The organism is Methylibium rhizosphaerae (assembly GCF_006386545.1).
Classification (GTDB): domain Bacteria; phylum Pseudomonadota; class Gammaproteobacteria; order Burkholderiales; family Burkholderiaceae_C; genus Pseudorivibacter; species Pseudorivibacter rhizosphaerae.
In genome coordinates this window covers 54,346-72,061 of record NZ_SWAR01000014.1, presented here as the reverse complement: position 1 = coordinate 72,061, position 17,716 = coordinate 54,346, and the positions used below count along the sequence as shown (strand labels likewise).

General features: G+C 69.5%; 17 protein-coding genes. 14 read left to right on the top strand and 3 right to left on the bottom strand.

All coding sequences use genetic code 11. The annotated features are described in order from the left end of the window. The first annotated feature begins 85 nt into the window (after positions 1 to 85). The 14 genes from E8D38_RS12385 to E8D38_RS12315 all read left to right on the top strand — a co-directional run bounded on the left by E8D38_RS12385 (position 86) and on the right by E8D38_RS12315 (position 15,018). Complete coding sequence (locus E8D38_RS12385) at positions 86 to 2,179, top strand: 3-hydroxyacyl-CoA dehydrogenase NAD-binding domain-containing protein (RefSeq protein ID WP_140630384.1); 2,094 nt, start codon at positions 86 to 88, stop codon at positions 2,177 to 2,179. 41 nt (positions 2,180 to 2,220) lie between these two features. Then, on the top strand, positions 2,221 to 3,396 hold the full coding sequence (locus tag E8D38_RS12380) for an acetyl-CoA C-acyltransferase (RefSeq protein ID WP_140630381.1): 1,176 nt from the start codon (positions 2,221 to 2,223) through the stop codon (positions 3,394 to 3,396). 11 nt (positions 3,397 to 3,407) lie between these two features. Beyond that, a complete protein-coding gene (locus E8D38_RS12375; protein ID WP_140630378.1) occupies positions 3,408 to 5,318 on the top strand; it encodes an acyl-CoA dehydrogenase in 1,911 nt (636 codons plus the stop codon). A 27-nt stretch (positions 5,319 to 5,345) separates the two neighbouring features. Next, a complete protein-coding gene (locus tag E8D38_RS12370) occupies positions 5,346 to 5,555 on the top strand; it encodes a hypothetical protein (RefSeq protein ID WP_140630374.1) in 210 nt (69 codons plus the stop codon). Continuing rightward, positions 5,552 to 5,848, top strand: coding sequence for a Dabb family protein (locus tag E8D38_RS12365; RefSeq protein WP_140630369.1), 297 nt, complete (start codon positions 5,552 to 5,554; stop codon positions 5,846 to 5,848). The genes E8D38_RS12370 and E8D38_RS12365 overlap by 4 nt, the downstream gene beginning before the upstream one ends. A gap of 30 nt (positions 5,849 to 5,878) precedes the next feature. Continuing rightward, positions 5,879 to 6,667, top strand: coding sequence for an SDR family oxidoreductase (locus E8D38_RS12360; RefSeq protein ID WP_140630363.1), 789 nt, complete (start codon positions 5,879 to 5,881; stop codon positions 6,665 to 6,667). Continuing rightward, the gene (locus E8D38_RS12355; protein WP_246099452.1) at positions 6,657 to 7,148 is read left to right on the top strand and encodes a PaaI family thioesterase; all 492 of its coding nucleotides are present in this window, start codon (positions 6,657 to 6,659) and stop codon (positions 7,146 to 7,148) included. Before E8D38_RS12360 ends, E8D38_RS12355 begins: the two co-directional genes overlap by 11 nt. Before the next feature lie 27 nt (positions 7,149 to 7,175). Continuing rightward, positions 7,176 to 8,195 carry an NADP-dependent oxidoreductase gene (locus E8D38_RS12350; protein ID WP_140630355.1) on the top strand — a complete coding sequence of 340 codons (1,020 nt, stop codon included), beginning with the start codon at positions 7,176 to 7,178 and terminating at the stop codon, positions 8,193 to 8,195. An 86-nt stretch (positions 8,196 to 8,281) separates the two neighbouring features. Continuing rightward, positions 8,282 to 9,931 (top strand): isovaleryl-CoA dehydrogenase, encoded by a 1,650-nt coding sequence (locus tag E8D38_RS12340; RefSeq protein WP_140630352.1) that lies wholly within the window; start codon positions 8,282 to 8,284, stop codon positions 9,929 to 9,931. A 94-nt stretch (positions 9,932 to 10,025) separates the two neighbouring features. Then, positions 10,026 to 10,949 (top strand): glutathione S-transferase family protein, encoded by a 924-nt coding sequence (locus E8D38_RS12335; protein WP_140630348.1) that lies wholly within the window; start codon positions 10,026 to 10,028, stop codon positions 10,947 to 10,949. Between the two features lie 37 nt (positions 10,950 to 10,986). Then, entirely contained in the window at positions 10,987 to 11,898 is a 912-nt protein-coding gene (locus E8D38_RS12330) for an SDR family oxidoreductase (protein WP_140630344.1), read from the top strand. Between the two features lie 109 nt (positions 11,899 to 12,007). Next, positions 12,008 to 12,643: a hypothetical protein gene (locus E8D38_RS12325; protein WP_140630341.1), complete on the top strand. Its 636-nt coding sequence runs from the start codon at positions 12,008 to 12,010 to the stop codon at positions 12,641 to 12,643. 64 nt (positions 12,644 to 12,707) lie between these two features. Continuing rightward, complete coding sequence (gene bioB / locus E8D38_RS12320; protein ID WP_140630338.1) at positions 12,708 to 13,715, top strand: biotin synthase BioB; 1,008 nt, start codon at positions 12,708 to 12,710, stop codon at positions 13,713 to 13,715. A gap of 4 nt (positions 13,716 to 13,719) precedes the next feature. After that, positions 13,720 to 15,018, top strand: coding sequence for a TIGR03862 family flavoprotein (locus E8D38_RS12315; protein WP_281286108.1), 1,299 nt, complete (start codon positions 13,720 to 13,722; stop codon positions 15,016 to 15,018). Here E8D38_RS12315 and E8D38_RS12310 read toward each other — a convergent pair. The 3 genes from E8D38_RS12310 to E8D38_RS12300 are packed head-to-tail and all read right to left on the bottom strand — an operon-like array spanning position 14,996 to position 17,582. Further along, positions 14,996 to 15,709, bottom strand: a complete 714-nt coding sequence (locus tag E8D38_RS12310; RefSeq protein ID WP_140630333.1) for a head GIN domain-containing protein — start codon at positions 15,707 to 15,709, stop codon at positions 14,996 to 14,998. The two genes, E8D38_RS12315 and E8D38_RS12310, sit on opposite strands and share 23 nt — an antisense overlap. After that, entirely contained in the window at positions 15,706 to 16,464 is a 759-nt protein-coding gene (locus tag E8D38_RS12305) for a LytR/AlgR family response regulator transcription factor (RefSeq protein ID WP_140630331.1), read from the bottom strand. Before E8D38_RS12305 ends, E8D38_RS12310 begins: the two co-directional genes overlap by 4 nt. After that, positions 16,461 to 17,582 (bottom strand): sensor histidine kinase, encoded by a 1,122-nt coding sequence (locus tag E8D38_RS12300; RefSeq protein WP_181179093.1) that lies wholly within the window; start codon positions 17,580 to 17,582, stop codon positions 16,461 to 16,463. Before E8D38_RS12300 ends, E8D38_RS12305 begins: the two co-directional genes overlap by 4 nt. Positions 17,583 to 17,716 lie beyond the last annotated feature (134 nt).

The window sequence follows — 17,716 nt, the reverse complement described above, 5'->3', positions numbered from 1 at the left end:
AGCGCCGGCTTTTTTGATTCCTAGAATCGAACGATCGTTCTATTTCGAGCTCGCCCGAGCTCAACTCAGCAAGCGAGGCCTACGGATGAGTGCTACCTACGAACTGCGCGGCAACGTCGCCGTCATCACGCTCGACAACCCCCCGGTGAACGGCCTCGGCTACGAGACCCGCAAGGGCCTCACCGACGGCATCGAGCGCGCCGAGAACGACGCAGCGGTCAAGGCCATCGTCATCACCGGCGCCGGCAAGGCCTTTTCGGGCGGTGCCGACATCCGCGAATTCGGAACGCCCAAGGCCCTGGCCGAGCCCAACCTGCTGTCGGTCATCAAGACGGTCGAGAACAGCAGCAAGCCCGTGGTGGCGGCCATCCACAGCGTGTGCATGGGCGGCGGCCTGGAGCTGTCGCTCGGCTGCCATTACCGCGTGGCAGCGCCCGGCACGCAGGTGGCGCTGCCCGAGGTGAAGATCGGCCTCGTGCCCGGCGCCGGCGGCACCCAGCGCCTGCCGCGCGTGCTCGGCGTGGAAACCGCCCTCAACATGATCGTGAGCGGCGAGCCGGTCAAGAGCGAGGTGCTCGCCGGCCTGCCCGGCCAGAAGCTCTTCGACAAGCTGGCCGAGGGCGACGTGGTCGAAGCCGCCATCGCCTTTGCAAGAGACGTGGCCGACAAGCGGCCGCTGCCGCTGGTGCGCAACCTCAAGGTCGAGCATCCGAACGCCGATGCCTTCTTCCAGTTCGCCCGCAACACGGTGGGCGCGATGTCGCGCAACTTCCCGGCCCCGCTGAAGTGCGTGGACGCGGTGGAAGCCTCCCTCAAGCGCCGGTTCGAGGACGGCATGGCCTATGAGCGCGAACTCTTCGTGGGCCTGATGTTCACGCCGGAATGCAAGGCGCTGCGCCATGCGTTCTTCGCCGAGCGCGCCGTCAGCAAGATCCCGGACGTGCCGGAAGACACGCCGATCCGCAAGATCGAGAAGGTGGCCGTCATCGGCGCCGGCACCATGGGTGGCGGCATCTCGATGAACTTCCTGAATGCCGGCATCCCGGTCACCATCCTCGAGATGAAGCAGGAGGCGCTGGACCGCGGCATCGCCACGATCCGCAAGAACTACGAGGCCCAGGTCAAGAAGGGCAAGCTCAAGCAGGACAAGTACGAACAGCGCATGAGCCTGCTGTCCACCACGCTCGACTACAGCGGCATCCGGGATGCCGACCTCGTGATCGAGGCTGTGTTCGAGGAACTGGGCGTGAAGGAGAAGGTGTTCAAGACGCTCGACGAGGTGATGAAGCCGGGTGCGATCCTGGCCTCCAACACCTCGACGCTCGACGTCAACAAGATCGCCGGTTTCACGAAGCGCCCGCAGGATGTGGTCGGCATGCACTTCTTCAGCCCGGCCAACGTGATGAAGCTGCTGGAGGTGGTGCGCGGCGACAAGACCGCCAAGGACGTGCTGGCCACGGTGATGCAGATCGCCAAGAAGATCAGGAAGACCGCGGTGGTGTCGGGCGTGTGCGACGGCTTCATCGGCAACCGCATGATCGAGCAGTACTCCCGCCAGGCCGGGTTCCTGCTCGAGGAGGGCGCGACGCCCGAGCAGGTCGACAAGGCGGTCGAGAAGTTCGGCTTCGCGATGGGCCCGTTCCGCATGGGCGACCTCGCCGGCAACGACATCGGCTGGGCCATCCGCAAGCGCCGCTATGTCGAGAAGCCCCACATGCGCTACAGCAAGACCGCCGACCTGCTGTGCGAGATGGGCCGCTTCGGCCAGAAGACCGGCGCCGGCTGGTACGACTACCAGGCGGGCAAGCGCGACGCGATCCCGAGCCCGGTGGTCAACGAGATGATCGAGAAGCACCGCAAGGAGCTGGGCATCACGCCGCGCAAGATCAGCGACGACGAGATCGTGCACCGCCTGGTGTTTTCGCTGGTCAACGAAGGCGCCAGGATCGTCGAGGAGGGCATCGCCAGCCGGGCCTCGGACATCGACATGGTCTACCTCACCGGCTACGGCTTCCCGCTGCACCGCGGCGGCCCGATGAACTATGCCGACACGGTGGGGCTGTTCAACGTCGTGCAGGCGATGAAGCGGTTTGCGAAGAACCCGCATGACGACGCGAAGTTCTGGGAGCCGGCACCGCTGCTGGCCCGCCTCGCCGCCGAAGGCAAGAGCTTCTCCTAAGAGCCGCACCCGGATACGACGACGAATTCGAGGAACACACCATGACCAACGCAGTGATCGTCTCCACCGCCCGGACCCCGCTCGCCAAGAGCTGGAAGGGCTCGTTCAACATGACCCATGGCGCCACGCTGGGCGGCCATGTGGTGAAGGCCGCGGTCGAGCGCGCCGGCATCGAAGGCGGCGCCGTCGAGGACGTGCTGATGGGCTGCGCCACGCCCGAGGGCGCCACCGGCAGCAACATCGCCCGCCAGATCGCCCTGCGCGCCGGCCTGCCGGTCACGGCGGGCGGCGTCACCGTCAACCGCTTCTGCTCCAGCGGCCTGCAGACCATCGCGATGGCCGCGCAGCGCATCATCGCGGGCGAGGGCGACGTGTACGTGGCCGGCGGCGTGGAAAGCATCTCGTGCGTGCAGAACGAGGCCAACAAGCACATGATCGCCGAGGGCTGGCTGCGCGAGCACAAGCCCGAGATCTACTGGTCGATGCTGCAGACCGCCGAGACGGTGGCCAAGCGCTACAGCATCGCCCGCGAGCGCATGGACCAGTACGGTGCCGCCAGCCAGCAGAAGGCCTGCGCCGCGCAGGAAGCCGGCAGGTTCAACGACGAGATCGCGCCCATCACCGTGACCGCCGGCGTGGCCGATCCGGTGCTCGGCCTGCGCAGCAAGGAAGTGACGGTGAGCGTGGACGAAGGCCTGCGGCCCGGCACGACCTTCGAAGCGGTGTCCGGCATCCGCCCGGCGCTGCCCGGCGGCGTGATCGCCGCGGGCAATGCCAGCCAGTTCAGCGACGGCGCCGGCGCCTGCGTGGTGGTGAGCGACACCTACGCGCAGCAGAAGGGCCTGAAGCCGCTGGGCCGCTTCCTCGGCTTTGCCGTCGCCGGCTGCGAGCCCGACGAGATGGGCATCGGCCCGGTGTTCGCCGTGCCCAAGGTGCTCAAGCGCCTGGGCCTGAAGGTCTCCGACATCGACCTGTGGGAGCTCAACGAGGCCTTCGCGGTGCAGGTGCTGTACTGCGCCGACACGCTGGGCATTCCCATGGACCGGCTCAACGTCAACGGCGGCGCCATCGCCATCGGCCACCCCTATGGCGTGAGCGGCCAGCGCCTCACCGGCCATGCGCTCATCGAAGGCAGGCGCCGCGGCGCCCGGAAGGTGTGCGTGACGATGTGCATCGGCGGCGGCATGGGAGCGGCTGGCGTGTTCGAAGTCCTGTGATGGCTGTCGGCATGCGAGCCACCCTCGACTTCCTGCTCTACGACTGGCTCCATGCCGACGGCCTGAACGAGCGCGAGCGGTTTGCCGACCACTCGCGCGAGACCTTCGACTCGGTGCTCGACACCTGCGAGCGCATCGCGCGCGAGAAGTTCGCGCCGTTCAACCGCCTGTCCGACACGCAGGAGCCCCATTTCGACGGCGAACGGGTGCACCTGCCCGAAGCCACGCGCGAGGCCACGCGGGCCTATGCCGAAAGCGGCATGCTGGCCGCGGCGCAGCCATATGAAGTGGGGGGCATGCAGCTGCCCTGCGTCATCGAGATGGCCGCCAACAGCTTCTTCTCGATGGCCAGCGTGTCGATGGGGGGCTACGCCATGCTCACCAGCGGCAATGCCAGCCTGCTGATGGCCCACGGCACCGACATGCAGCGCGAGGTGTTCGCGAAGAACGAGTTCGCCGGCCGCTGGTTCGGCACCATGTGCCTGTCGGAGCCGCAGGCCGGCTCCAGCCTCAGCGACGTGGCGACCCGGGCGGTGCCCGACGGCGCCGACTTCGAAGCCGACCCGCTGGGCCCGCGCTATCGCCTCAAGGGCAACAAGATGTGGATCTCGGGCGGCGAGCATGAGCTCACCGAGAACATCGTCCACCTCGTGCTGGCCAAGATCCCGGGCGAAGACGGCAAGCCGCTGCCGGGCGTGAAGGGCATCTCGCTGTTCATCGTGCCGAAATGGTTGGTCGAGCTGGACGCCCCTCACCCCGACCCTCTCCCGCCAGCGGGCGAGGGGGAGAACGGCGCGCACCCTCTCCCGCTGGCGGGAGAGGGCAGGGGTGAGGGTGCGCGGGTCCGCCTGACGGAACGCAACGACGTCGCGCTGGCGGGCCTCAACCACAAGCTCGGCTACCGCGGCACCACCAACACCCTGCTCAACTTCGGCGAAGGCAGGTTCCAGGTGCGCGGCGGTCCAGGGGCCATCGGCTACCTCGTCGGCCGGCCCGGCGACGGCCTGCGCTGCATGTTCCACATGATGAACGAGGCCCGCATCGGGGTCGGCCTGGGCGCCACCATGCTGGGCTATGCCGGCTACCTCGCGTCGCTCGACTATGCGAAGCAGCGCCCGCAGGGGCGGCCGGTGGGGGTGGGCGGCAAGGACGCCGCCGCGCCGCAGGTGGCGATCATCGAACACGCCGACGTGAAGCGCATGCTGCTGGCGCAGAAGGCGTATTGCGAAGGCGCGCTGGCGCTGGAGCTGTATTGCGCGCGCCTGGTCGACGAAGAACAGACCGGCTCGCCCGAGGCGGCGCGCGAGGCGAAGCTGCTGCTCGAGGTGCTGACGCCCATCGCCAAGAGCTGGCCCAGCGAGTGGTGCCTGGAGGCCAACAGCCTGGCCATCCAGGTGCTGGGCGGCTACGGCTACACGCGCGACTTTCCGGTCGAGCAGTACTGGCGCGACAACCGGCTCAACATGATCCACGAGGGCACCCACGGCATCCAGGGGCTGGACCTGCTGGGCCGCAAGGTCGTCATGGAGGGCGGCGCCGGGCTCATGAAGCTGGCCGGCCGGGTGAACCAGACCATCGAGCGCGCCATGCAGGTGGCCGGGCTCGCCGAGCAGGCCAATGCTCTGGCCGCCGCGCTCAAGCGGCTGGGCAACGCCACCAAGGCGGCCTGGTCCACCGCGGTGCCCGAGGAGGCGCTGGCCAATGCGACGCCCTACCTGCAGGCCTTCGGCCACACCGTGCTCGCGTGGCTGTGGCTCGACGTGGCCCTGGCCGCGCACGGCCACGACAGCGACTTCCACCAGGGCAAGCTGGCCGCCGCGCGCTACTTCTTCCGCTACGAGTTGCCCAAGACCGAGGCCTGGCTGGCCGTGGTGGCCAGCCGCGACGCGACCTGCCGCGAAGCCAGAGCAGAATGGTTCTGATGTTCAACCACTGACGAACCACTCTTCATGAAAGCTTCGACGCTCGAAACCTGGGTCTGGGTGCTGATCTACGGCGGCCTGCTGGCGGTGAGCCTGGGCCTTTTCGTCATGCGGCAGGACGCGGTGCTGGGCACCGTGGTCACCGCCATCGGCGGCGTGACGGCCGCGGTCGGCGTGGTGCTGATCTACGTGAGGTCGCGCCTGGGTGACAGCGGCCAGGGAAAGGCCAGGCCATGATCCGCCACGTGGTGATCTGGAAGCTCAAGCACGCCGGTGACGCGCCGCGGTTCAAGGCCCTGCTCGACACCTGCAAGGCCCTGGTGCCCGGCATCGTGGAGTTCGACGTCGGCATCCGCTGCGAAGGCCTGGAGGCCAATGCCGACGTCGTGCTGGTGTCCACCTTCACCGACAAGGCCGCGCTCGACGCCTACCAGATCCATCCGCAACACAAGGCCGTCAGCGCCGAGCTCGGGCCCCTGCGCGAAACCCGCGCGGTGCTCGACTACGACACCGCCGGCACGCCCGCATAGCCCCCCAGAAACACCGGAGACAACCTCACCATGACCCGCAGCATCCAGACGCTTCTCGACCTGACCGGCCGCACGGCCCTCGTGACCGGCGGCTCGCGCGGCCTGGGCCTTCAGATCGCCGAGAGCCTGGGCGAGGCGGGCGCGAAGATCCTGCTCACCTCGCGCAAGGCAGCCGACCTGGAAGAGTCTGCCGCGCACCTGCAGGCCAAGGGCATCGACACCCGCTGGATCGCCGCCGACGCCAGCGCTGAAAGCGACATCCAGCGCATCGCCACAGAGGCGATGGAGCGCCTGGGCCAGGTCGACATCCTGGTCAACAACGCCGGCGCCACCTGGGGCGCTCCGGCCGAGAGCCATCCGGTCGAGGCCTGGGACAAGGTGATGAACCTCAACATCCGCAGCATGTTCCTGCTCTCGCAGGCGATCGGCCGGCTGAGCATGATCCCGCGGCAGCGCGGCCGCATCATCAACGTGGCCTCGATCGCGGGCCTCGCGGGCTCGTCGGTGCTCGATGCCATCGCCTATCACACGAGCAAGGGGGCAGCGGTCAACTTCACCCGGGCGCTCGCCGGCGAATGGGGCAAGTACGGCATCACCGTCAATGCCATCGCACCGGGCTTCTTCCCGAGCAAGATGACGCGCGGCACGCTGGAGCGTGTGGGCGTGGAGGCGCTGGCCCAGCATGCGCCGCTGCGCCGCATCGGCGACGACGAGGACCTGAAGGGCGCCGCGCTGCTGTTCGCCTCCGACGCCGGCAAGCACATCACCGGGCAGATCCTGGCGGTCGACGGTGGCGTGAGCGCCGTCCATGGCGCCTGACGCCGCGCGGACCATGGAGTTTCCGGTTCACATTCCGTTCGTCGAGGCCCTGGGCTTCGAGCTCACCCGCATCGGCGACGGCGAAGCCGAGCTGCAGCTGGCCCTCACCGAAACCCACTTCAACTCCTTCAAGGTGGCGCACGGCGGCGTGAGCATGACGCTGCTCGACGTGGCGATGGCGCATGCGGCCCGCAGCGTCAACCGCGACCAGGAAGGCTTCGGCCCCGGCGTCGTGACCATCGAGATGAAGACCAGCTTCATGCTGCCGGGCGAAGGCCGGCTGCGCGCCGTCGGCAGGCTGCTGCACCGCACGGCCACCCTGGCCTTCTGCGAAGCCTCGATCCTCAACGAAGCCGGCGAGCTGTGCGCCCATGCCACCGGCACCTTCAAGTACCTGCGCGCGCTGCCGGGCGAGAAGCGCAGCGTGAAACCCCTGCAGCGCCGCGAGGGCACGACCCTCGGCGGCGCCGGTTCCGATTGACCAGCACCAACAGACCTGGAGACCACCATGGCCACCCTCAACAAGCAGATCCTGCTCGCCTCCCGCCCGCAAGGCGAACCCACCGTCGACAACTTCAAGCTGGTCGAGCAGCCCGTGCCCGCGCTCGCCGAGGGCCAGGTGCTCGTGCGCAACCATTTCCTCTCGCTCGACCCCTACATGCGCGGGCGCATGAACGAAGGCAAGAGCTATGCGCAGCCGCAGCCGCTGAACGAAGTCATGATCGGCGGCACGGTGGGCGAGGTGGTCGAGTCGAAGAACAGCCACTTCAAGGTGGGCGACAAGGTGGTCGGCATGGGCGGCTGGCAGCAGTACCAGCTGGTCGATGCGAACCAGCGCGGCGTGCTGCAGAAAGTGGACACGACCCACGTGCCGCTGTCGGCCTACCTGGGCGCCGTGGGCATGCCGGGCGTGACCGGCTGGTACGGCCTGGTGAAGATCATCGACCCGAAGCCGGGCGAGACGGTGGTGGTCAGCGCCGCCAGCGGAGCGGTGGGCGGCGCGGTGGGGCAGCTGGCCAAGGTGCGCGGCTGCCGCGCGGTGGGCATTGCCGGCGGCCCCGACAAGTGCAGGTACGTGGTCGAGGAACTGGGCTTCGACGCCTGCATCGACTACAAGCAGCACAAGGACGTGAAGTCGCTCAACGCGGCGCTGAAGGACGCCTGCCCGAAGGGCATCGACGGCTACTTCGAGAACGTGGGCGGCATGATCCTCGACGCGGTGATGCTGCGCATGAACGCCTTCGGCCGCATGGCCATGTGCGGCATGATCTCCGGCTACAACGGCGAGCCCATCCCGCTGTCGGCGCCCCAGCTCATCCTGGTGAACCGGCTCAAGATCGAGGGCTTCATCGTCAGCGAGCACATGGAGGCGTGGCCCGAGGCGCTGAAGGAACTCGGCATGCTGGTGGCCACCGGCAAGCTCAAGTACCGCGAGACGGTGGCCGAAGGCATCGAGAGCGCGCCAGAGGCCTTCCTCGGCCTGCTCAAGGGCCGCAACTTCGGCAAGCAGCTGGTCCAGCTGGTCTGACGCTTCTACGGTTCGCTTGGCTTCGAGAGCGTCGGCGACGAATATCTCGAAGACGACATCCCTCACATCGAGATGTGGAGGCGCCCATGAACCCGCTTGCGCAGACCCACGAGGTCTTCAACCAGCCGGCGCCGCTTGCCGGCTGCAACCTGTTCGCCGCCAACCGGCCGCTGCGCGACGCACTGGCCTTCAACGCCAAGGGGCTGGACCCGGCGCCGCTCGAACGGCTGGGTGCGCTGGCCGGCACCGCCGAAATGCAGCAGCACGCGCGGCTGGCCAATGTGTTCACGCCGCAGCTGCACAGCCACGACCGCTTCGGCCGGCGCGTCGATCAGGTCGAGTTCCACCCCAGCTACCACGTGCTGATGGGCGCGGCCGTAGGGGCGGGCCTGCACGGCACGCCCTGGGCCGGCGGGCCTCACGCGCATGTGCAGCGTGCCGCCGGCTTCATGCTGTTCACCGAGCTCGAGCCTTCGGTGATGTGCCCCATCTCGATGACCTATGCGGTCACGCCGGCCCTGCGTGCCAACCAGGCGGTGTTCGATGCCTGGTTCCCCAAGCTGGCCGCCACGGCCTATGACGCGCGCTTTGCGCCGTTCACCGACAAGACCTCGGTGACCATGGGCATGGGCATGACCGAAAAGCAGGGCGGTTCCGACGTGCGGGCCAACACCACGCAGGCCACCTTCGAGGAAGACACGCCCTGGGGCCGCCGCTACAGCCTGGTCGGGCACAAGTGGTTCTTCTCGGCGCCCATGTGCGATGCCTTCCTGGTGCTGGCGCAGGCGCCGGCAGGCCTGTCCTGTTTCTTCCTGCCGCGGCTGCTGCCCGACGGCACGGTGAACACCCTGCGCATCCAGCGCCTGAAGGACAAGCTCGGCAACAAGGCCAACGCCAGCTCCGAGGTCGAGTTCCTGGGCGCCCAGGCCTGGCTGGTGGGCGAAGAAGGCCGCGGCGTGCCGCAGATCCTCGAAATGGGCACGCTCACACGGCTCGACTGTGCGCTGGGCACCAGCGGGCTGATGCGCCAGGCGTTGTCGCTCGCGCTGAACCATGCGGCCCAGCGCGCGGCCTTCGGCAAGCGGCTGGTCGAGCAGGCGCTCATGCGCAACGTGCTGGCCGACCTGGCCATCGAGAGCGAAGCCGCCACCGCGCTCGCACTGCGCCTGGCCCGCGCCTACGACCGGCCGGGCGATGCCCACGAGGCCCACATGCGGCGCCTGCTCACGCCGGTGGCCAAGTACTGGGTCTGCAAGCGCGGCAGCCACTTCGCGCAGGAAGCCATGGAATGCCTGGGCGGCAACGGCTACGTGGAAGAGGGCGGCGAGGGCGTGATGGCACGCGTGTACCGCGAGATGCCGCTCAACTCCATCTGGGAAGGCGCCGGCAACATCATGGCGCTCGACCTGCTGCGGGCCCTCAAGCGCGGCCCCGACGTGGCCGCAGCGCTGCACCAGGAGCTGCTGCCGGCCCGCGGGCAGCATTCGGCCTTCGAGCGCTTCGTGGTGAGCCTGCCTGAACGCATCGAGGACTGGAGCGAGGAATCCGACGCCCGCCGCCTGGCCCAGGACATCGCGCTGGCGGTACAGGGCGCGCTGCTGGCGCAGCATGCACCGCCAGCGGTGTTCGACGCCTTCTGCCGCTCGCGCCTCGCGGGCGACTGGGGCCAGGCCTTCGGCACGCTGCCGGCGGGCGTGGACTTTGACAGCATCATCAACCGAGCCATGCCGCAATGACAGTTCACCGCTCGCGGGCCGCCGCGCCGGGCCGCCCCAAGCAAGGCCCGACCCTCCTGGAGGGTCGATCGCCGTACTCGGCGAGCGGGGTGTCATGATCCTGCATCAGTACGCGAGTTCGCCGTTCAGCGAGAAAGCCCGGCTTCTCCTGGGCTACAAGGGCCTGGCCTACCGGACCGTGTCGGTGCCGGTCATCGCGCCCAAGCCCGACGTGGTGGCGCTGACCGGCGGCTACCGCAAGACGCCGTTCCTGCAGATCGGCGCCGACGTCTACTGCGACACCGCGCTCATCGCCCGGGTGCTGGAGCGCCTGCAGCCTGAACCCTCGCTCTTTCCGGCAGCGGCAGGCCCGATGGCCCATGCGCTGGCAGCCTGGGCCGACAGCACGCTGTTCTGGACGGTCATTCCCTACACCATGCAGCCCGCCGGCCTGGCGCACATCTTCGGCGGCGCTCCGCCCGAGGCCATCAAGGCCTTCGCGGCGGACCGGGCCGCCTTCACCGCCGGCATGCGCCGGCTGCTGCCGCACGACGCCGCCACGCAGCTGGGCACCTACCTGGGCTGGCTCGACCAGCAGCTCGGCCGCGGCAGCCGTTTCCTGCTGGCCGACGTGCCGTGCATCGCCGACTTCTCGGTCTTCCATTGCCTCTGGTACGTGCGGCGCGCGCCGCCGCTGGCGGTGATCCTGGAACCGCACAGGCACCTCGATGCCTGGTACGAACGCATGCAGGCCATCGGCCACGGCCGCGCCGAAAAGATGACAGGCGCCGAGGCGCTGGCCCTGGCGGCCTCGGCAGACGGCCGGCATGCGCCCGTCGAGGTGCTGCCGGGGCTGGGTTTCGAGGCCGGCGAAGCGGTCACCGTGGCGGCCACCGACTACGGCACCGACCCGGTGGCCGGCACGCTGGTCGGCCTGAGCGCCGACGAAGTGGCGGTGCGCCGCAGCGACGAACGCGCCGGCACGGTGGTCGTGCACTTCCCGCGCATCGGCTTCCAGATCCGGAAAGCCGGAGGCTGAATCTCATTGGCTGACATATATTTGGAGGCAATTTCTCATGGAAAACTTTAAAGGCAGGACGGCTGTCATCACCGGCGCCGGCTCCGGTTTCGGACTCGAAACCTCCCGTCTGCTGGCGCGCCAGGGCATGAACATCGTGATGGCCGACGTGCAGGCCGACGCGCTGGAGGCGGCTGCCGCCGAAGTGCGCGGCCTGGGGGTCGAGGTGCTGCCATTCCGGCTCGACATCTCGAAGGCGGCTGAGGTCGAGGCCCTCGGGGCGGCCACGAAAGACCGCTTCGGCGCACCTCACTTCGTGTTCAACAACGCGGGTGTGGGCTTCGGCGGCCTCATCTGGGAACACTCGCTCAAGGACTGGGAATGGGTCGTCGGCGTCAACCTCATGGGCGTGGCGCATGGCGTGCGGGTGTTCACGCCGGTGATGCTGGCCGCCGCCAAGGCCGACCCGGCCTACCGGGGTCACATCACCAACACCGCGTCGATGGCCGGCGTGCTCAACGCGCCCAACATGGGCGTCTACAACGTCACCAAGCATGCGGTGGTGAGCCTGTCCGAAACGCTCTACCAGGACCTGCGCCTCGTCACCGACCAGGTGCACTGCTCGGTGCTGTGCCCGTACTTCGTGCCCACCGGCATCCATGAGAGCCACCGCAACCGCCCGAAGGACCAGCGCGGCGACGAAAAGCCCACGGCCAGCCAGCTGATCGCGCAGGCCATGAGCGCCAAGGCGGTGACCTCCGGCAAGCTCACCGCGGCCGACGTGGCCCAGATGGTGGTGGACGCGATGCGCGACGAGCGCTTCTACATCTTCAGCCACCCGCAGGCGCTGGGCATGGCGCAAAAGCGCCTCGAGGACCTGGTGCAGATGCACAACCCGAGCGACCCGTTCGAGGGTAAACCCGAGATCGGCGATCGGCTCCGCGAGGCGCTGCGCCAGGCCGGCGTCTGAGCCGGCCGAGGCCGAGAAAAACTCCGCACTCGCACGCTCTTTCTCCAGGCCGCCGCAGGGGGCCCTGTGGCAGCATGAACCAGCCGAAAACGCTCGCTGGAAGTTCGAAGTGCGCAAAGTCACACCCCCCGGCCGTCGCTCCCCCCATCCGCTCGGCCGCCTGGCGGCCTGGTTCGCCCGCCAGCGTGAGAAGCGGCTGCGCTTCGAATGGCGCGGGCTGCATCTGCATGTGCTGTTCGAGCACCCCGACGACACCGCGGCCCGACTGCTGGCCGCCGGCGTCGCACCGCCTGTGCGAAAGGCGGTGCCGCAACCCGAAGCGGCGGCAGAGGCCGTGCCACCGAAGGAAGCCGAGCCGGCCGAGGTGGCCGACTGGCGGCTGGGGCTGGTGGAGGTGCTGGAGCGACACCCGCGCGCCCGCAAGGTGCTGCGCCACCTGGACCTTCTCGAAGGCGCGCTGCGCCATCACGGCACCAAGGCACTCGACATGCTGCCGCCGCCGGTGCTGCGCAAGACGGCCAACCAGCTCGACACCGTGCTCGACGCCGGCGCCCCGCGCGGCCTGATCGGCTTGCGGGCGGCGCTGGACGTCACCCTCATCCGGCGCGACCCGCGTGCGATGGCTCGCGGCCGCAACGACCTGATGTCCGAGTTCAATGCCGGCAGCCGGATCGAAGTCGAGGAAGTGGGCGAGTCCACCTTCCTCGCGGCACAGCAGCGCTGGAGCCGGGCCACCGGTTACTGAAAGGCCGGGGAGGGGGCCGGGCTGTGGTAGAAACCCCGGCTTGTTGTCCGAGAGACCTCCCTTCATGAGCCAGCAGCACCACACCATTCAACTCGTTCGCCGCGCCAGTGCACAGGCGGTGGCCGCGGCCGCCGCAGAGCAGCAGCGCTGGCCGGTGGATGCCGTGGCAGCGTTGTTCGAGCTGCCCTTCAACGACCTGCTGTGGCGTGCGCAGCAGACCCACCGCGAATACTTCGACGCCAACGAAGTGCAGCGCTCCACGCTGCTGTCCATCAAGACGGGCGGCTGCCCCGAGGATTGCGGCTACTGCCCGCAGTCGGTGCACTACGACACCGGCGTCGAGGCCGGCAAGCTGATGGACGTGCAGGTGGTGGTCGATGCCGCCAAGGCGGCGGTGAACGCCGGCGCCACGCGCTTCTGCATGGGGGCCGCCTGGCGCGAGCCGAAGGACCGCGACGTCGAGAAGGTCGCCGTGCTGGTGAAGGAAGTGAAGGCGCTGGGCCTGGAGACCTGCTGCACGCTGGGCATGCTGAGCAAGCCGCAGGCGCAGACGCTGCGCGAAGCCGGACTCGACTACTACAACCACAACCTCGACACAGCGCCCGAAGCCTACGGCCGCATCATCACCACCCGCGACTACCAGGAGCGCCTGGACACCCTGGCCAACGTGCGCGAAGCCGGCATGTCGGTGTGCTGCGGCGGCATCGTCGGCATGGGCGAGTCCCGCCGCGAACGCGCCGGGCTCGTGGCGCAGCTGGCCAACATGGACCCGTATCCCGAGTCGGTGCCGATCAACGAGCTGGTGCAGGTCGAAGGCACGCCGCTGCACGGCACCGACCAGCTCGACCCGCTCGAATTCGTGCGCACCATCGCGGTGGCGCGCATCACCATGCCGAAGGCCCGGGTGCGCTTGTCGGCCGGGCGCCAGGAAATGAGCGAGGCGGTGCAGGCCTTGTGCTTCCTCGCCGGCGCCAACTCCATCTTCTATGGCGAGAAGCTGCTCACCACCGGCAACCCCGACGTGGCGCGCGACGAAGCACTGTTCGAGAAGCTGGGGTTGAAGGCGGGGTAGGCCCTTGCCCGCCTCGCAGTCCGTCAGGGTCGCCGTGGTCGGCGGCGGCCCCTCAGGCCTGATGGCCGCCGAGGTGCTGGCCGAAGGCGGCGCCCAGGTCGACCTCTACGACGCCATGCCCTCGGTCGGCCGCAAGTTCCTGCTGGCCGGCAAGGGTGGCCTGAACCTCACCCATTCCGAAGACTTCGAGCCCTTCCTCGGCCGCTACGGCGACCGCCGTGCGCAGGTCGAGCCGTGGCTGCGCGGCTTCGGCGCGAACGAGCTGCGCGACTGGGCCAAGGGGCTGGGCATCGACACCTTCGTCGGCACCTCCGGCCGGGTCTTCCCCACCGACCTGAAGGCGGCACCGTTGCTGCGGGCGTGGCTGCACCGGCTGCGCCAGGCCGGGGTGCGCTTGCACATGCGCCATCGCTGGCTCGGCTTTGCCGAAGCAGGGTCGGGGCAGGCGCTGCGCTTCGCCACCCCCACCGGCGAGGCGCAAGTGCAGGCCGATGCGGTGCTGCTCGCCCTGGGCGGCGCCAGCTGGGCGAGGCTCGGCTCCGACGGCGCCTGGGTGCCGCTGCTGGCTGAACGCGGTGTCGTGATCGCGCCGCTGCAGCCGGCGAACTGCGGGTTCGACGTGGGGCAGGGCGCGGCCGCGGCACCCGGCCGGCCGCCGCAGGGCTGGAGCGAACACTTCCGCAGCCGCCATGCGGGAGAACCGCTGAAGCCGATGGTGCTGTCGTTCGAGAGCGCCGACGGCCGCACCCGCTTCCAGCGCACCGGCGAATTCGTCGTCACCGAGGGTGGCATCGAGGGCAGCCTCGTCTATGCCGTCTCGGCACTGCTGCGCGACGAGATCGCGGCCGCCGGCAGCGCCACCATCCACCTCGACCTGCTGCCCGCCCATGAACCGGCCCGGGTGCTGGCGGAGGTGGCCCATCCGCGTGGCTCGCGTTCCATGGCCAGCCACCTGCAAAGCCGCCTCGGCCTGCACGGCGTGAAGGCGGCGCTGCTGAGGGAGGTGCTGCCGGCCGAGGTCTTCAACGATCCGGCGCGGCTGGCGGCCGCCATCAAGGCCCTGCCGCTGCGGCTGGTCGCGCCACGGCCCATCGACGAGGCCATCAGCACCGCCGGCGGCGTGAGCTTCGAGGCGCTGGACGAGACCTTGATGCTGCGGGCGCTGCCGGGCGTCTTCTGTGCCGGCGAGATGCTCGACTGGGAAGCGCCCACGGGCGGCTACCTGCTGACCGCCTGCGTGGCCAGCGGCCGCGTCGCCGCACGCGGGGTGCTGCAGCGGCTCAGCGCTTGCCCCGCTCGTTGATTTCGCCGCGGCCGGCCACCGTGCGCCGGACGACCGGCGAGCCCCAGTAGTCCACGCTGCCCACACCCGAGATCGAGACGTCGAGCTGCGAGGCGGCCCACACCTCCACGCTGCCAACGCCGTTGATGGTGACCTGCGCACGGTCGCTCGCGAGCCGGCCGCCGGCGAAGCGGCTCTTGCCCGAAATCTGCACGTTCACCGTCCCCACCGCGCCGGCCATCTGCCCGTCGCCCGCGCCAGAGACCGTGAAGTTGAGCTGGTCGGCCTTGAGCTGGTCGAAGCGGGCGCTGCCGGCGCCGGAGATGTCGATCGCCAGCGTGTCGGTCTTCACCGGCGTGGGGGCATGGAAGTCCGCGGCGCCGGCAATGCTCACCCGCCGGAGGGCCCGCGCCTTCACCAGCAGGTGCAGCTTGCGGGCGTTCCAGAACTTCCAGGCGCCGCCCTGGTGCAGCAGGAGGGTGCCGTTGCGCACCTCGAGTTCGGGCGCGTCCTGCGTGGTGTCGTCGCCCTCGTACAGCACCTCGTCGCGCGGGCCCTGCTCGAACCTCACGACGGCGGAACCCGAGATGTCGATGGCATCGAAGCTGCCTGGCGAGATGGCACGTACCGTGTTCGTCTGGGCCTGGCTCGCCGGAGCCAGCAGCAGGGGCGCCGCCAGGGCGAGCGCGAGCAGGAAGGGGCGTCGTTTCATAGGATCTGCGACCTCAGCTGTTTCGACACCTCGCGGCTGGCGGTGACGCTGGTGCCGTCGCGCAGGCGGATCACGTACTGCGAGCCTTCGTCGGGCGTCATGGCCTCGACATAGTCGAGGTTGATGAGGCAGGAGCGGTTCACCTTCAGGAAGCGCCGCGCATCGAGCCGCTTCTCGAAGCTCGCGATCGGCAGGCGCACCAGGTAGTTGCGGCCCCGGCTCGCGATGGCGGTGTACTTCGTGTCAGAGCGCAGGTACTCGATCTCTTCCACCAGCAGCGGCACGATCCGCTGGCCGTCGCGCACCAGCAGGCGCAGCAGCGGTTCGTCGTCGTCGGGCCGTGCGGCCGATTCGAGCGCCGGCAGCAGCGGCGCCCCCTCGCCGGCGGCCAGCCGCGACAGCGCATGCCCGACCGCTTCGTTGAAGCGCTCCTGCGCAAACGGCTTGAGCAGGTAGTCCACCGCATGCAGCTCGAACGCGGTGAGGGCATGCTCGTCGTAGGCGGTGGTGAAGATCACGGCGGGCTGACATTCGTCGTCCGCCAGCGCGCGCAGCACCTCCAGACCGGTGCGTCCGGGCATCTGGATGTCCAGCAGCACGAGCTCGGGCTGCAGCTCGCGGATGGTGCGCAGCGCGCTGTCGCCGTCGGCGCACACGGCTGCCAGCTCCAGCTGCGGCAGCTCGCGCACCCAGTCGGCCAGGCCTTCGGCGGCCAGCGGCTCGTCCTCGGCGATGAGGGTTCGAAAACGCTTCATGTGTGGAGCTCGAGTTGAGGAATCACGATGTGGACCCGGAAGCCGGCCCCGGGGGCGGTGGACACGTCGAGCCGGGCCCGGCCTTCGTAGTCCATCTCGAACCGGCGCATCAGCGAATGCAGGCCGACGCCCCGGCCGCCGGGGCGCGAGGCGGGCGGCGGCCAGTCGCAGCCCGCGCCGTCGTCGGCCACCTGCAGCGACAGCGTGCCGTCGCCCGCCGACCGGCGCGCCTCGATGCGCACCGTGCCGCCTGCCACCCGCGGCGCAATGCCGTGGGCGATGGCGTTTTCCACCAGCGGCTGCAGCGTGAGCGGCGGGATCTCGTCGTCCAGGGCGCCGTCGTCGACAGACCATTGCACCTGCAGCCGCGAGCCCAGGCGCAACGACTCGAGCGCGAGGTAGTCGCGCACGAAATCGAGCTCCTCGCGCAGCGGCACGCGGTCGGCGGCGCCACGCCGGCTGTCCAGCAGGTAGCGCATCATGCGGGCGAAGCCGAGCAGCGCCTGTTCGGCCGCGGGGGTGTCGCGGCGCATCAGGAAGTGGATCGAGTTGAGCGTGTTGAACAGGAAGTGCGGGTTGAGCTTGCCGCTGATGACGGCCAGCTCGGCGCGGACCAGGGCCGACTCGGCATGTGCCGCGCTCACCGCCGCATCACGGGCACGGCGCGCATGCAGGGCGCCGCTGAAGCCCAGGTAGATCGCGAGGTACACGAACACCGCCCAGGCACTGCGCCACAGCAGCTGCTGCGCCAGCGTGGCCCAGGCGTGGTCGGGCCCGAAGAACCACCACGACAGGGCGAAGTCCAGCGCATGCCAGAGCAGCGCGAAGACACAGGCGGCCGCCACGTGCAGGGCGGCGCGCAGCGGCCAGGGCGGCGCCAGGCGCTGCAGCCGGCGAACCCAGGGCAGCACCAGCGTGCCCAGCAGCATGGCAGGCGTCAGGTTCCAGGTGGCTTCGTACAGCGCGTCGAAGGCGCGCAGCCCGCCGCGCTGCCAGTCGGTCCCGGCCACCCCGTACAGCACCCAGGCCAGCAGGCACAGGCCTGCATAGCCGAGCCACAGCGACCGGTCGCGCCGGTGCGGCGGGGCGGGAAGGAGCGGCTCGGTCGGTTGCGTCATGGGCGCCATCGTAGGGGCATGTTCGGGCCCGGCGCGGGCTGCGGCGACGAAGTGCGAAACCGGCGCCCGCAACGGTCGCCGGGGCGGGGCCAACCGCAGGCGGCGCGGCACCGGGGTGCTTGCGAGAACCTCTG